A 12,963-nucleotide genomic window follows, 5' to 3' on the forward strand; every position below is an offset into this window, starting at 1 on the left:
GTAATCGCAGTATCGTCACATAAGCATAGTCAAGCCCTTGATTTTTGCCGGCCAGACGCCAAAACTGCGGCAACTACCTACGCACGATACGGGTTTCTCCGGAAAAACCTCAAACAGAGAGGGAGCAGTCACTTCCAATGTCGTTACAGCATACGTTCGGTGAGTTACGGGCACAGTTAGCCAAACGGATAATCGGGCAGGAAAAACTGGTGGATCGCCTGCTGATCGCCCTGCTCGCAGACGGTCACCTGCTTGTGGAAGGGGCTCCCGGCCTGGCTAAAACCACCGCCATCAAGGCCCTGGCAGAACACCTGGAAGGGGATTTCCACCGAATCCAGTTCACTCCGGACCTGCTGCCGTCAGACGTCACCGGCAGCGAAATCTACCGGCCGGAAACGGGACAGTTTGAGTTCCAGCGCGGCCCCATTTTCCACAACCTGGTGCTTGCCGATGAGATCAACCGTGCGCCCGCCAAGGTGCAATCGGCGTTGCTGGAGGCCATGGGCGAGAGACAGATCAGCGTGGGCATGCGCACCTTCGCTCTGGACCAGCCGTTCATGGTGATGGCCACCCAGAACCCGATTGAGCAGGAAGGCACCTATCCGCTGCCCGAAGCGCAACTGGACCGATTCCTGATGCACGTGGTCATCCATTACCCGTCGGCGGAAGCTGAGAAAGCCATTCTCCAGCTCGCCCGGAACGATTATCGGCAGGGCATGCCAAAGACAGACCTCCGCCTCACGGCCCAACAGGTTTTTGAGGCCCGGACGGAGGTGGCCGACATCTACATGGCAGAGGCGGTCGAGCAGTACCTGCTCGCACTGGTTCTGGCGACCAGGGACCCGGCAGCCCTGGACCCGGAACTCGCCCGCTGGACCGCCTTCGGCGCCAGTCCCCGCGGCACTATCGCCCTGGATCGCTGCGCCCGAGCCCTGGCATGGCTTGATGGCCGCGACTATGTCACGCCCGACGACGTCCGGGCCATGGCCTTTGATGTGCTGCGCCACCGCATTCTGCTGACCTTCGAGGCCGAGGCCGAAGGCATGACTGCAGACACCGTGATCGAGCGGCTGATCGAACGTGTTCCGGTGAGTGCCTGAAACCGACGACGGAAGTAATTCACGGGAGCCGTCAGGAATGCCGAACACCGACACAGCAACCTACATCAGGCTGGCGGATCTCATCCGCCTGCAGGCGGATGCCAGGGCATTGAAGCTGCCTTCGGCACGGCCGGCACGTTCCCGTCAGGCCGGCCTTCAGCGATCGCCCCAGCGGGGCCGGGGCATGGCCTTTGCCGAAGTCAGGCTATACCAGCCCGGCGATGACATCCGCAGTATTGACTGGCGGGTAACCGCCAGGCGCCAGGCGCCGCATACCAAGCTCTACGAGGAAGAGCGGGAACGGCCGGTACTGCTGTTGTGCGATCTTGGCCCGAGCCTGTTTTTTGCCAGTACCGGCGCCTTTAAACAGGTGCGCTGTGCCCAGCTTGCCGCTATCCTCGCCTGGCTGGCTCTCTGGTCCGGAGACCAGGTGGGGAGCATTGTCTTTAATGGTGAAACACTGAGCGTTCAGCGCCCGGCCCGGCGCAAGAAATCGGTACTACGGCTGCTGGATACCCTGGCGGAGCAGCAACACCGGGCGAGTCACGAACCGGCGCTGAATGAAGGTGCCAGCCAGGGCAGACTGGATACCGCCCTGACTGAGGCACGCCGGGTTGCCCATACCGGCAGCCGGATTTTCGTGATCAGCGATTTTCTGGAGATCTCCCCGGAGACCGGGAAACTGCTGGGCGCCCTGGCCCGCCACAATGCTGTCAGTGCACTTAGAGTTGTCGACCCCCTGGAAAGGGAATTACCAAAAACCGGGCGGTTCGCGGTAGCGGGCCCGGACGGCCCGGTCTGGTTTGATGCCGCCAATCCGCGCTTCCAGAGGGCCTGGCATGAGAAGGTGGCCAGCCATGAACGGCAGCTCGAAGACTGCTTCCGGACCTCTGGCGTTACTGCGGCAACTGTTTCGACCGGAGACGATCCAGCGGTGGCCCTGAAATCACTGCTCGGACCAGGGGGGCGAATCGGGTGAATCCGCAAGACCCGCTCAGCCAACTCAGAGACATTCACCTGCCCGGTCCTGGAGGTTTCTGGCCACCGGCGCCCGGCTGGTGGATTCTGGCCATTCTGGCGATCGCTCTTATCGCTGCAGTGACCTGGCTGATCCTCAGGCGCAGGCGCAGGAACCGCTGGCTCCGGTCGGCACAGTCGGAACTGGCCATGCTGGAGCGCTCAGCGGCCCCCGATCCCCAATGGTTTGTGCAACTGAATACGCTCCTGAAGCAGGCCGCCCGGGAACGATACCCTCAATCGCACCCGGAAGCCCTGACCGGTGATGCCTGGGTGGAATTCCTGTTAGCCACAGCCCCCGAACACCGGGTTGCCTCAAGACCGGTGACTGAGGCCCTGGTAGAAAGCGCCTGGCGGCCTTCGGTTTCAAGCGAGCCTGCTCAGGCACTGACATTTGCCAGACTGTGGCTGGGAGGCCAGAAATGCTGAACCTTGCCTGGCCCTGGGTGTTGACTTTGGTCATCATTCCCCTGCTGCTTCAATGGCGCAAACCTCAGGGGCAGTCGGTGGATGCGCCGGTTCTGCCGGTTGGCCACTGGCTGTCAGACCTGCCCGGCGTCAGCCGCCGGGGCAACGCTGTGCCGCTGTGGCAGAAACTGCTGCTGCTCCTGATGTGGGTATTACTGGTCATTGCCCTGGCCCGGCCGCAGCACGTTGGCGAACAAACGCAGATGCCGGTGTCCGGCCGGGACCTGATGCTCGTGGTGGATATTTCTCCCAGTATGGATGAGCAGGACATGGTGCTTCAGGGCCGGAGCATTAACCGGCTGCAAGCTGTAAAGCGGGTCCTTGATGACTTCATTTCCCGCCGCCAGGGCGACCGGCTGGGGTTGATCCTGTTCGGCACCGAACCCTACGTCCAGGCGCCCCTGACCTTTGACCTTGAAACCGTCAGAACCCTGATGCGGGAAGCCGGCCTCGGTATGGCCGGCCGTGCCACCGCCATCGGTGACGCCATTGGCCTTGCCACCAAGCGGCTCCGGGACAGACCCGAAGGCCAGCGAGTGATGGTGCTGCTCACTGATGGCGCCAACACCGCCGGCGAAATAACACCGGACAAGGCCACCGAGATTGCCACTGCCGCCGGCATTCGGATTTACACCATCGGCATCGGCGCAGAGTCCATAGTGCAACGTGGCCTGTTGGGGTCGCGCCGCGTCAACCCGTCCCGCGATCTGGATGAGAGCCTGTTGACCCGGATGGCCCAGCAGACCGGTGGCGAGTATTTCCGGGCCCGTAGCCTGCCGGAGCTTGAGCTCATCTATGAAAGCATTGATCAGCTGGAGCCCATCGAACTGGAGGGCAAATACTACCGCCCTGTCACTGAACTCTATGCATGGCCCGCCGGCCTTGCGGTGGCCTTGTGGGGCATGTTGTTTCTGTACCGGCGGATGGGCCAGATAATGGCCACGCGTCGCCAGCAAAGAGAGGGGGAACCGGATGTTGGCTGATTTTCACTTCCTGCGCCCGCTCTGGCTGCTGTTGGTTCTCCTGCTGCCATTGATGTATCTGGCGTTCCGCCAGTTACATCTGGGGGACAGCGGCTGGTCCCGGCTCATTCCGGCCCGCTTGCTGTCGCCTGTCATACGCCACGAAGGCACATCAGGCAGAACCTCGAAATCCCCTATGTTACCGGCTGCCATTGCCCTGGTCGTTCTGGCCACTGCCCTTGCCGGACCAGCATGGCGGGAAGCGCCTACCCCGCTTAAACAGCCGGGTGACAGCCTTGTGATTGCACTTGATCTCTCACTCTCCATGCTGGCAACAGACGTAGAACCCGACCGTCTGACCCGGGCCAAACGGAAAATCCGGGATATTCTCGCGGTACGGCAGGGCAGCCTGACCGGGCTGCTCGTGTACGCCGGTGATGCCCACGTGGTCACACCGCTGACCGACGATACCAGAACCATTGAGGGCATGCTGGACGTGCTTGATCCGGTGATTATGCCAGCCACCGGCAATCGCGCTGACCTTGCCATCGCCAGGGCGGCCGATCTGCTGACACAGGGTGCACCGGGTGACGGCCGGATTCTGATAATCACCGACCAGATCAGTGAACGCTATTGGCCTGAAATACGGGATACCCTGTCCGAAACCGGATATGCGCTCAACAGCCTGGTTGTGGGAACCGAAGAAGGTGGCCCCATTCCCCTGGCCCGCCGCGGATTCATTCGTGAAAACGGCGAAATTGTGATCAGCCGTGCCACCCCCGATGCCCTGTCGGAACTGGCCCGGAGCACCGGGGGCCAGAGCCACGAACTGACCCTCAACAACACCGATATTGAATCCCTTGAACTCAGTCCGAAAGACACCGGTGGCTGGCAGGATACAAGTGCAGGGCTGACCGTCAGCCGCTGGCAGGATGACGGTTACTGGCTGCTCTGGCTGGCCGCCCCCCTGATTCTTCTGGGATGGCGCCGGGGCGCATTTACCGCCCTGGCCCTGGTGCTTTTACCGGCGTTTCCACAGCCGGCAGCAGCCATGACCTGGGCCGACCTTTGGCAGCGCCAGGATCAGAGAGCCCCCGAACTGATCCAGAACGATCCGAAGCAGGCAGCCGCCCGGCTGGATGATCCCGAATGGAAAGGCTCCGCACTGTATCGGTCTGGCCAGTATGATGCGGCCGCCCAGGTCTTTTCCCGGGCCGAAGGGCCCCGCGCCAGTTACAACCGGGGCAACGCACTGGCCAGAGCCGGCAAACTCGAAGAGGCCCTCGCAGCTTATAATCATGCCCTGGCAGAGAGTCCGGATATGGAAGATGCCCGCCACAATCTGAAGATTGTCGAAGAATTACTGAAGCAGAAAAATCAGGGCAATGGTGACAGTCAGAGCAACAAACAGAAAGACCCATCAGAATCCCCGGGCAGCGATGGCAACAAGCCGCAGGATAATCAGAGCCAGCCGGGAAACGATAAAAATCCCGGTGACTCTGGCAACGAGCAGCAGCAGAACTCCGGGAACAGCCAGCGTTCATCCGGGAACCGCGAAGAACCAGGCGAACCGGATAAGCAGAGGGATGAACAGGAGGGGCAGACTCCGGAACAGGCATCGGGAGAACAGGAGTCACAGACGAACCAGCCCCGGGCTCCTGCGCCAATTTCTGAAACACCCCTGACACAGAGCCAGGAGCAGTCGCTCAGACGGGTTCCCGACAACCCGGGCGGCCTGTTACAGCGCAAGTTTCTGCAACAGTATCAACAACGCCAGACTCCATCCGATGAGGGCGATACACCATGGTAAAACGGTTGATCACAGCGGCTGTCTGTCTTTTTCTTCTGGCGGCAATCTGGCTGCCGGTCCAGGCGCAAGAGCTCACAGTCGAGCCAGACAGAACCCGGCTTTACGAGGGTGAGGTGATGACCCTGACGGTCAAAGGCAGTATGGAAATCGATATCAACCTGGGTAACCTGTTCGATTTCGACATGTCCAACCTGCCCAAACCCGATATCGAGAAGGTACAGCCGGATTTCGAGATCCTCGCGCAGAACCAGCAGTACAGCATCCAGACCATCAACAACCAGATGGTGGGTGAGATCACCTGGACCTACCAGCTTGCCCCGACAACCACCGGTGAACTCACCATTCCCGCCCTCACTTTCAAGGGCGCCGTTTCCGAGCCTGTCACAGTGGAAGTTGTGGACGGCACGCCACCGGATCAGGCGGACACCGGCCGTGACAGCTTTATTGAACTGTCTGCCGATAAGGCCGAGGTTTATGTGCAGGAGCAACTGATTCTGACCATTCGCCTGTTCTTCCGCGGCAACCTGATCCGGGGCGAACTGTCGGAACCCCAGCACCCCAATGTCGTTATCGAACCGCTCGGCAAGCAACAGGAATTCTCACGCTACCGTGACGGGGTGCGCTATCGTGTGGTGGAACGCCGCTATGCCCTGTTTCCCCAGCGCCCGGGCAACTTCAGGCTCCCGCCGATCCGGTTTGAAGGGCAGTCCCGGGACGCCCAAGGCAAGCTTAAATTCCTCAGGGACAGCGAGGAGCTGTTTGAAATACCGGTCAAGGAGGTGCCATCGCAGTTCACCGGGAAAACCTGGTTGCCGGCAAGCAGCGTAAGCCTGACAGAAGCCGGGTTGCCGCCAACTCTTGACGTCAAAACTGGTGAAAACATCACCCGGGAAATCCGCCTGACAGCAGCCAACCTGCCCTCGGAGACGCTGCCGCCACTGCCGGATGCGGTACCACCGGGTTTGAGGAGTTATCCGGAACAACCCGAGCGAATCACCGAGACAATGCCCGACGGTCTTTCCTCATCCTTGACGCAGTCAGTGGCCCTGGTGCCCGTTGAGGCCGGGCAGATGACCCTGCCGGCCATCCGCATTCACTGGTGGGACACGGAAGCTGATCGCGAACGTGTTGCTGAGATTCCGGAAAAAACGCTGACGGTAACGGGCCCTGATGCTGCTGGCGCAGTACCGCCGGAGAACACAGCTAAAACAGACGGGGAGACACCCGCAAAAAACGTGGCGTCCGATTCGCCGGATAACCAGGCTCCGGACCGGACCAGCCTCTGGCAATGGCTCAGTCTGGTGTTGGCGGTGCTATGGGGCGGCACTTTGCTGGCTTGGTGGCGGTCACGGAGGAATCCGGCAAAACTGCCGGTTACCAGCGAAAACAGAAATGATCGGGCCGCCTTTAACCGACTCATCAAGGCCGCCCGGGACGGTTCTGCGACAACGCCGGAACTGCTGGTGGAATGGGCCAGCCTGCACACACCCGGTCACGGCTTTCATTCTGCGGCAGACGTTGCCAGCCATTTCCGGAACGAGGCGTTAACCGCGGAGATCAGAAAACTGCAGGCTCGCCTTTTCGCGCCCGGACACGGCACGGACGACTGGGATGGACGCCCCATGGTCGGGGCACTGGAGCAAATAAGGGAAGCGACCGCAAAGCCGGAGGCCCGGGCTGACCTGCCGCCGCTCTATCCCCGAGGGCTTGCCTAAGAGCCTGCGGGGCCGGTCAGTTGGTCAGCTGCTGATCGATCACAATGGCGACCGGCTCGCCCCGGCCATCGCCCACCGCCACCGGCATATCCGTGCTGCCCTGCCAGTCTCCCGGCTGGGCGCTCACACTTCCGGACCGGCTGAGCCGGGCAGTAATCACCACTTCTTCAGCATCGGAAATTCTGGCTTGGGGTGACATGGAATAGCTGTCGTCCAGGCGTATTTCTGCAGGCAACTGATCCGCCGTCAGTCTTGCCACTGCCAGCGGCGGCCCTTGCTGGGCGCCAGCCTGGCGTGCAAACAGGAACAGCGTGGTATGCGCAGGCACCTGATCCCTGAAAGCTTCAATCAGTGTTACCCGCACGGTAACCCCTGTGCCGGCAGCTTCGGATTCGGCAGCCAGTTCCGGCGGTTTCTCTCCCAACCGGGTGTAGGCTTCACGTATTCCCTCACGGATGGAAGCAATCTGGGGATGATCCGGAGCGACGGTCTCAATCCGCTCCCAGTATTCGATGGCCTCGCGATAATGTTGCTGGCTGAACGCGTTGATACCCAGCAAGCCAAGGACATTAACCTCATCCGGGTTCAGCTTGCGCGCCTGTTCGATGGCGGCAGTGACTTTTTCTGTCATGGCGCCCTCGCTGTCAAAGAACAACGCCTGGGCCGCCAGGCCATAGGCAACGGATTCGGAGCGGTCATCACCCGCGACGCTCTCTGCCAGTTGCCGGAATGCCCAGGCCGCATCGTCGTACCGCTCCAGACTCATATAGGTGCGCCCCAGCATGGCCCAACCCTCCGGGTTATCCGGGCTGGCTTCAAGGCGCTCGCGCAGCTGTTCGGCAAGCCCGGCCATCTGAGTCTGCCGCGCGCCATCGGTGGCGCCCATTTCCTGCATGGTGATGAACTGTTCAACCCGGTCCATCGCGCCCCACCGCTGATACAGGTAGAACGTTGCCGCCGGAACCAAAAGGATAGACACAAGAGCGACGGCCATGGCGCTTCCCTGGCCACTGATGACCGGTCTCGGGCGCTCGTCCTCCGGCACGTCATCCAGCATGGCACCGGCCAGTTCTTCCTTCAGCTGTTGATAGTTTTCGTTGTCCAGGGTGCCGGCCTCATACTCCCTGTCCAGTTCCTTCATTCTGGAGCGATAAGCCATCAGGTTCTGGCTTTTAAGATCCGCCTGTTTTCTGGTACCAGTCCGGTGAAAAAGCACCGGGTAAAGTACGAACGCCAGGGCAATAATGATGAGTACCGTTGCGGCAATCCAGAAAGTTTGAGTCATGGAATTCCAGTCACAGGTTCAGAATTAAATCGGGTAACGGTGTGAAAGCCAGAGGGCAAAATTTCAGGAGGTTCCGTCCTGTTCCTTCTCTGCCAGCATCCTGGCTACACGGGCTTTCTCTTCAGCGCTGAGCGCGGGATTTTCAGCTCCTGCCCGCCGCCGGGAGCGGATAATCACGACAGCCACGGCCAACAACCCACCGAATACGCCGATCACTGGTGTCGCCCAGAGCAGGAACGTGCGGCTGTCGAACTCCGGTTTATAGCGCACGAACTCACCAAAACGCCCGACCAGCGCCTCGACAATCTCGTCATTGCCGGCACCGTCCTTCATCATTCGGTAGACCTCATCCCGCATATCCCTGGCGATCGGCGCGCTGGAGTCGGCGATATTCTGGTTCTGGCATTTCGGGCAGCGCAGCTCGGCGATCAGATTCTGATACCGCTGTTCCTGGGCCCGGTCCCCGAAATCATAGACGTCAGCCACCTCCGCAGCTGCTACCCCGGAGATCAGAACCGCCAGGGCAAGAAAAACAATCCTCGGCATCAGCCATTCCCCTGCAATTCGTTGATCACCGGTTGCAATGCCTGTTCCCAGACCGCCTCATTGATCACACCAACGTGGCGGTAGCGAACAATGCCCCCGGCATCAATGACGAAAGTCTCGGGGGCACCGTAAACGCCCAGATCAAACCCGAGTGTTCCCCTCGGGTCGTAGATAATGTCCCGGTATGGATCACCGAGACGGTCGAGCCAGACCAGGGCATCTTCACGGTTGTCCTTGTAGTTGAGGCCGATGATGGTCACGCCTTTTTCTTCCGCCAGCCAGATCAGATCATCGTGTTCATCCCGGCAGGCCGGACACCAGGTGCCCCACACATTCAACAGGGTAACCCGACCGCGAAACAGGCTCTGATCCAGCATGGCATCGGGGTTGTGCAGATCCGGCAGGCTGAACTCAGGGACTGGTTTGCCAATCAGTGCCGACTCCAGTTTGGTGGGGTCCCTGCCGATGCCTGCAAACAGCACTACGCCAATCACGACGGCAACGAGTAACGGGAGAAAGAGCAGGAACCGCTTCATGATACGGCTCCTGCAGGGCGTGCCGAGCCAGCATCTGTAACGGGCGAACCGGTGCCGGCCTTCTCCTCTGCCCGCTCCCGGATCCGGTAACGGCGATCGGAAATGGCCAGGAAGCCTCCGGCCGCCATGAAGAGCGCGCCCAACCAGAGCCAGCGCACCAGCGGCTTGTATTGCAGACGGATGGCCCAGGCATCGTCGGAAATGCGTTCGCCAATGGCCACGAAAATGTCCCGGAACAGGCCGGCATCGATGTCCGCTTCCGTCATCACGCTCATGCCAACGGAGTACTGGCGCTTTTCAGGATGCAGCTCGGCGATGGGCTCACCGTCCAGCATCACATCAAAACTGCCGTACTGAGCGGTGAAATTGGCTCCGCGACGCTCGCCGATGTCCTTGAATACAAACTGGTAATCACCCACGATCGCCACATCGCCGGGCACCATGCGAACATCCCGCTCAATGCCGTAGTTGGACACCACCGTGGCCCCTGCCATGGTAATCGCCAGGCCCAGGTGGCCGAGCACCATGCCGTAGTAGCTGCGGGACTGGCGCCTGAGGCCGTGGATGCGACCTTTTCTGGAGGACGACTTGTCCCACAGGTCCCAGAAAGTAGCAACGGTTACCCACATGGCGGCAAACACACCCAGGAATGCCCAGGGTCTGAAGCCGCCGTAGCCGGTCACCACGACAGTACTGGCGATAACGCTGACCGCCAGGGGCCACAACAGTTTGCGTGCCAGCCAGCCACCGTCGGTCTTCTTCCAGCGGGAGAATATCCCGGCACCCAGCAACAGGCCGGTCGCCACGGCCAGCGGGCTGAAGGTGAGGTTGAAGAACGGCTCACCGATCGACAGTTTGCCAAGTTCCAGGTAATCAAGAACCAGCGGGTAAAGCGTGCCAACGGCCACCAGCAGCGTGGCTGAAACCAGCAGCACGTTATTCAGCAGCAGGAAGATTTCCCGGGACAGCGACCCATAACGGGAACGGACATGCACCACCGGCGCCCGAAACGCATAGAGCGCCAGGCTGCCAATTACGGTTACCGCCAGCAGCGCGAGCAGGAAGGTACCCCGCTCAGGATCGGAGGCAAAGGCATGAACGGAGGTCAGTACTCCCGAACGGACCAGGAAGGTACCCAGCAGACTGAGGACGAAAGTGACAATCGCCAACAGCACGGTCCAGCTCTTGAATACGCCCCGTTTTTCAGTGACCGCCAGCGAGTGCATCAACGCGGTGCCCGACAACCAGGGCAACAGCGACGCATTTTCCACCGGGTCCCAGAACCACCAGCCACCCCAGCCAAGCTCATAGTAGGCCCACCAACTGCCCAGAGCGATGCCAAGGGAAAGGAAGGCCCAGGCGACGGTAGTCCAGGGCCGTGACCAGCGTGCCCAGGCAGCATCGAGGCGGCCGTTGATCAACGCCGCAATCGCAAAGGCAAAGGCTATGGCAAAACCCACATACCCCATATAGAGCATGGGAGGATGAATGATAAGGCCCAAATCCTGGAGCAACGGATTAAGGTCCGCCCCGTCTGCGGGCACGTTGGGCAGCAGGCGATCAAACGGGTTCGAGGTGACCACGATGAACAACAGGAATCCGACGCTGACCATACCCAGGACTGAAAGCACCTGAGAAATCATCACCGAAGGCAGTCGACGACTGAAGATTGCCACGGCCAGCGTCCAGCCTGAGAGCATGAATATCCAGAGCAGCAGCGAGCCCTCATGGCCGCCCCAGACGGCACTGAACTTGAAATACCAGGGCAGCATGCTGTTGCTGTTGTTGGCAACGTAGGCCACTGAAAAGTCGTCTGTCACAAAAGCGTGGGTCAGCACAGCGAAGGCAAGGCCAACAAAGACAAACATGCCGGCCGCCAGAGGCCTGGCAAATGCCTGAAGATTGTCTCTGCCAGTCAGGGACCCCGTCAGGGGTACTACGGAAAGGAGCACTGCCAACAACAGCGCGAGTATCAGTGCAAGCTGTCCGAGTTCGGGATACATCAAAGCCCTCCAGAAACCAGGCTGTTAGGTGAAGCGTTTAAGTTCAATAGGATACAGTTTTCGCACTCTCACTGGCCTTGTTCTGGCCTTTTGATGCCTTCTCCAGCGCATCAGCGACTTCCGGCGGCATGTAATTCTCATCGTGTTTGGCCAGAACCTGATCGGCCACAAAGCGGCCGTAATTATCCAGTCTGCCCATGGCAACCACGCCCTGCCCTTCGGCAAACAGATCCGGCAGGATCCCGGTGTATTCAACCGGTACCGAAGCGTTGAAATCGGTGACCCGGAACTCGACCGTGAGGCTGTCCGGATCCCTCACCACCGATCCCTCCTCGACCATTCCGCCCGCCCGGATTCTGACATCCACCGGCGCTTCACCGGCGGAGATCTGGCTGGGGTCATAGAACAGGTTGATGTTCTGGCGCAGGGCATAGGTTGTCAACGCTACAGCGATGCCCAGCCCCACTAGCAGGAACAGGACAATAGTCAGGCGTTTTTTTCGGATCGGATGCATCAGATACCTGCCATCAGTCGTGGGAAACGTTTACGCGGGTGAAGGAAGCCGCAGAGCCGCGGACAGCCTGTTGTTCGCTCCTGCCAGCCTGAAGCTCATAACCGCGCCGGCAGGATTCAATCGCTGCCTTGCGGCGGAGTACAGACCAGACCATCATCGCGACCATCAGGATGAAGAAGACACCATAACAGGCCCAGACATAGGGTCCGTGGCCTCCCATCACCAGAAATGCCGAAAAGGATTCAAACGCCATACATCAGCCCCTCCCGACCATAACATACTCTTTTACCCAGCGAGTTCGCTGCTCGCGGAGCAGAATCTCTGTCTGCATCCGTAAACAGGCCAGCCAGCCAAACAGCAGATACAGGCCAAGAACCGAAAGCAGCAACGGAACCCACATGTCCGGGGGCATTGAGGGCTTTTCAGTCAGCTTGAAGGTAGCCGGCTGGTGCAGGGTATTCCACCACTCCACGGAGTATTTGATAATCGGGATATTCACTACCCCGACCAGTACGAGAATAGCCACCGCCCGGGCCGCCGACTTTTCATCATTGATGGCCCGGTCCAGGGCAATCACGCCGCCATAAAGAAACAGCAGGATCAGCATGGATGTCAGCCGGGCGTCCCAGATCCACCAGGTTCCCCAGGTCGGCCTGCCCCAGACAGCTCCGGTAAACAGCGCAAGGAACGTTAATACCAGCCCTACCGGTGCCACCGCCTTAATGAAAACATCCGCCAGCTTCATGCGCCATACCAGGGTCACCACCGCCGCTACGGCCATCATGATGTAAACGGACTGGGCAAGAAAGGCGGTCGGTACGTGGATAAAAATAATCCGGTAACTGTTGCCCTGAAGATAATCCCTGGGTGCGAATGCCAGCCCCCAGACAATGCCCGCCATCAACAGGAGTATGCCGCCCGCCAGCAGCCAGGGCATCAACCGGGTTGCAATCCCGAAGAACCATTTGGGAGAACCCAGCTTGTGAAAAAATTGCCACATCAGATAG

General features: G+C 60.1%; 13 protein-coding genes. 6 read left to right on the forward strand and 7 right to left on the reverse strand.

What is annotated here, in order from left to right:
- Positions 1-137 precede the first annotated feature (137 nt).
- The 6 genes from AC13C0_RS19450 to AC13C0_RS19475 are packed head-to-tail and all read left to right on the forward strand — an operon-like array spanning position 138 to position 7,072.
- On the forward strand, positions 138-1,100 hold the full coding sequence (locus AC13C0_RS19450) for an AAA family ATPase (protein WP_117617565.1): 963 nt from the start codon (positions 138-140) through the stop codon (positions 1,098-1,100).
- A gap of 37 nt (positions 1,101-1,137) precedes the next feature.
- Positions 1,138-2,079, forward strand: a complete 942-nt coding sequence (locus AC13C0_RS19455; protein ID WP_117617566.1) for a DUF58 domain-containing protein — start codon at positions 1,138-1,140, stop codon at positions 2,077-2,079.
- Positions 2,076-2,546, forward strand: coding sequence for a DUF4381 domain-containing protein (locus tag AC13C0_RS19460; RefSeq protein WP_117617567.1), 471 nt, complete (start codon positions 2,076-2,078; stop codon positions 2,544-2,546). Before AC13C0_RS19455 ends, AC13C0_RS19460 begins: the two co-directional genes overlap by 4 nt.
- On the forward strand, positions 2,540-3,568 hold the full coding sequence (locus AC13C0_RS19465) for a vWA domain-containing protein (protein WP_117617568.1): 1,029 nt from the start codon (positions 2,540-2,542) through the stop codon (positions 3,566-3,568). The genes AC13C0_RS19460 and AC13C0_RS19465 overlap by 7 nt, the downstream gene beginning before the upstream one ends.
- Positions 3,558-5,357, forward strand: coding sequence for a VWA domain-containing protein (locus AC13C0_RS19470; protein WP_341582197.1), 1,800 nt, complete (start codon positions 3,558-3,560; stop codon positions 5,355-5,357). Before AC13C0_RS19465 ends, AC13C0_RS19470 begins: the two co-directional genes overlap by 11 nt.
- Positions 5,351-7,072 (forward strand): BatD family protein, encoded by a 1,722-nt coding sequence (locus tag AC13C0_RS19475; RefSeq protein ID WP_341582198.1) that lies wholly within the window; start codon positions 5,351-5,353, stop codon positions 7,070-7,072. Before AC13C0_RS19470 ends, AC13C0_RS19475 begins: the two co-directional genes overlap by 7 nt.
- Before the next feature lie 16 nt (positions 7,073-7,088).
- Here the strand turns inward: AC13C0_RS19475 and ccmI are convergent, their stop codons facing one another.
- From ccmI to AC13C0_RS19510, 7 genes are all read right to left on the reverse strand, one after another.
- Positions 7,089-8,357 (reverse strand): c-type cytochrome biogenesis protein CcmI, encoded by a 1,269-nt coding sequence (gene ccmI, locus AC13C0_RS19480; RefSeq protein ID WP_341582199.1) that lies wholly within the window; start codon positions 8,355-8,357, stop codon positions 7,089-7,091.
- A 63-nt stretch (positions 8,358-8,420) separates the two neighbouring features.
- Complete coding sequence (locus AC13C0_RS19485) at positions 8,421-8,903, reverse strand: cytochrome c-type biogenesis protein (RefSeq protein ID WP_341582200.1); 483 nt, start codon at positions 8,901-8,903, stop codon at positions 8,421-8,423.
- Positions 8,903-9,439 (reverse strand): DsbE family thiol:disulfide interchange protein, encoded by a 537-nt coding sequence (locus tag AC13C0_RS19490; RefSeq protein ID WP_341582201.1) that lies wholly within the window; start codon positions 9,437-9,439, stop codon positions 8,903-8,905. The genes AC13C0_RS19485 and AC13C0_RS19490 overlap by 1 nt, the downstream gene beginning before the upstream one ends.
- Positions 9,436-11,442 (reverse strand): heme lyase CcmF/NrfE family subunit, encoded by a 2,007-nt coding sequence (locus AC13C0_RS19495; protein ID WP_341582202.1) that lies wholly within the window; start codon positions 11,440-11,442, stop codon positions 9,436-9,438. The genes AC13C0_RS19490 and AC13C0_RS19495 overlap by 4 nt, the downstream gene beginning before the upstream one ends.
- Positions 11,443-11,485: 43 nt before the next feature.
- Complete coding sequence (gene ccmE / locus AC13C0_RS19500) at positions 11,486-11,956, reverse strand: cytochrome c maturation protein CcmE (RefSeq protein ID WP_117617575.1); 471 nt, start codon at positions 11,954-11,956, stop codon at positions 11,486-11,488.
- 13 nt (positions 11,957-11,969) lie between these two features.
- Positions 11,970-12,209, reverse strand: a complete 240-nt coding sequence (ccmD, locus tag AC13C0_RS19505) for a heme exporter protein CcmD (protein WP_341582203.1) — start codon at positions 12,207-12,209, stop codon at positions 11,970-11,972.
- 3 nt (positions 12,210-12,212) lie between these two features.
- Positions 12,213-12,956 (reverse strand): heme ABC transporter permease, encoded by a 744-nt coding sequence (locus tag AC13C0_RS19510; protein WP_341582204.1) that lies wholly within the window; start codon positions 12,954-12,956, stop codon positions 12,213-12,215.
- Positions 12,957-12,963: the final 7 nt, after the last annotated feature.

The sequence above is a fragment of the Marinobacter sp. B-21 genome (assembly GCF_056857895.1).

What these genes read in the sequence shown, in the direction of transcription:
- AC13C0_RS19450 (WP_117617565.1), top strand. Translation starts at nt 138, where the DNA reads ATGTCGTTACAGCATACGTTCGGTGAGTTACGGGCACAGTTAGCCAAA.
- AC13C0_RS19455 (WP_117617566.1), top strand. Translation starts at nt 1,138, where the DNA reads ATGCCGAACACCGACACAGCAACCTACATCAGGCTGGCGGATCTCATC.
- AC13C0_RS19465 (WP_117617568.1), top strand. Translation starts at nt 2,540, where the DNA reads ATGCTGAACCTTGCCTGGCCCTGGGTGTTGACTTTGGTCATCATTCCC.
- AC13C0_RS19470 (WP_341582197.1), top strand. Translation starts at nt 3,558, where the DNA reads ATGTTGGCTGATTTTCACTTCCTGCGCCCGCTCTGGCTGCTGTTGGTT.
- AC13C0_RS19475 (WP_341582198.1), top strand. Translation starts at nt 5,351, where the DNA reads ATGGTAAAACGGTTGATCACAGCGGCTGTCTGTCTTTTTCTTCTGGCG.
- ccmI (WP_341582199.1), bottom strand. Translation starts at nt 8,357, where the DNA reads ATGACTCAAACTTTCTGGATTGCCGCAACGGTACTCATCATTATTGCC.
- AC13C0_RS19485 (WP_341582200.1), bottom strand. Translation starts at nt 8,903, where the DNA reads ATGCCGAGGATTGTTTTTCTTGCCCTGGCGGTTCTGATCTCCGGGGTA.
- AC13C0_RS19490 (WP_341582201.1), bottom strand. Translation starts at nt 9,439, where the DNA reads ATGAAGCGGTTCCTGCTCTTTCTCCCGTTACTCGTTGCCGTCGTGATT.
- AC13C0_RS19495 (WP_341582202.1), bottom strand. Translation starts at nt 11,442, where the DNA reads ATGTATCCCGAACTCGGACAGCTTGCACTGATACTCGCGCTGTTGTTG.
- ccmE (WP_117617575.1), bottom strand. Translation starts at nt 11,956, where the DNA reads ATGCATCCGATCCGAAAAAAACGCCTGACTATTGTCCTGTTCCTGCTA.
- ccmD (WP_341582203.1), bottom strand. Translation starts at nt 12,209, where the DNA reads ATGGCGTTTGAATCCTTTTCGGCATTTCTGGTGATGGGAGGCCACGGA.
- AC13C0_RS19510 (WP_341582204.1), bottom strand. Translation starts at nt 12,956, where the DNA reads ATGTGGCAATTTTTTCACAAGCTGGGTTCTCCCAAATGGTTCTTCGGG.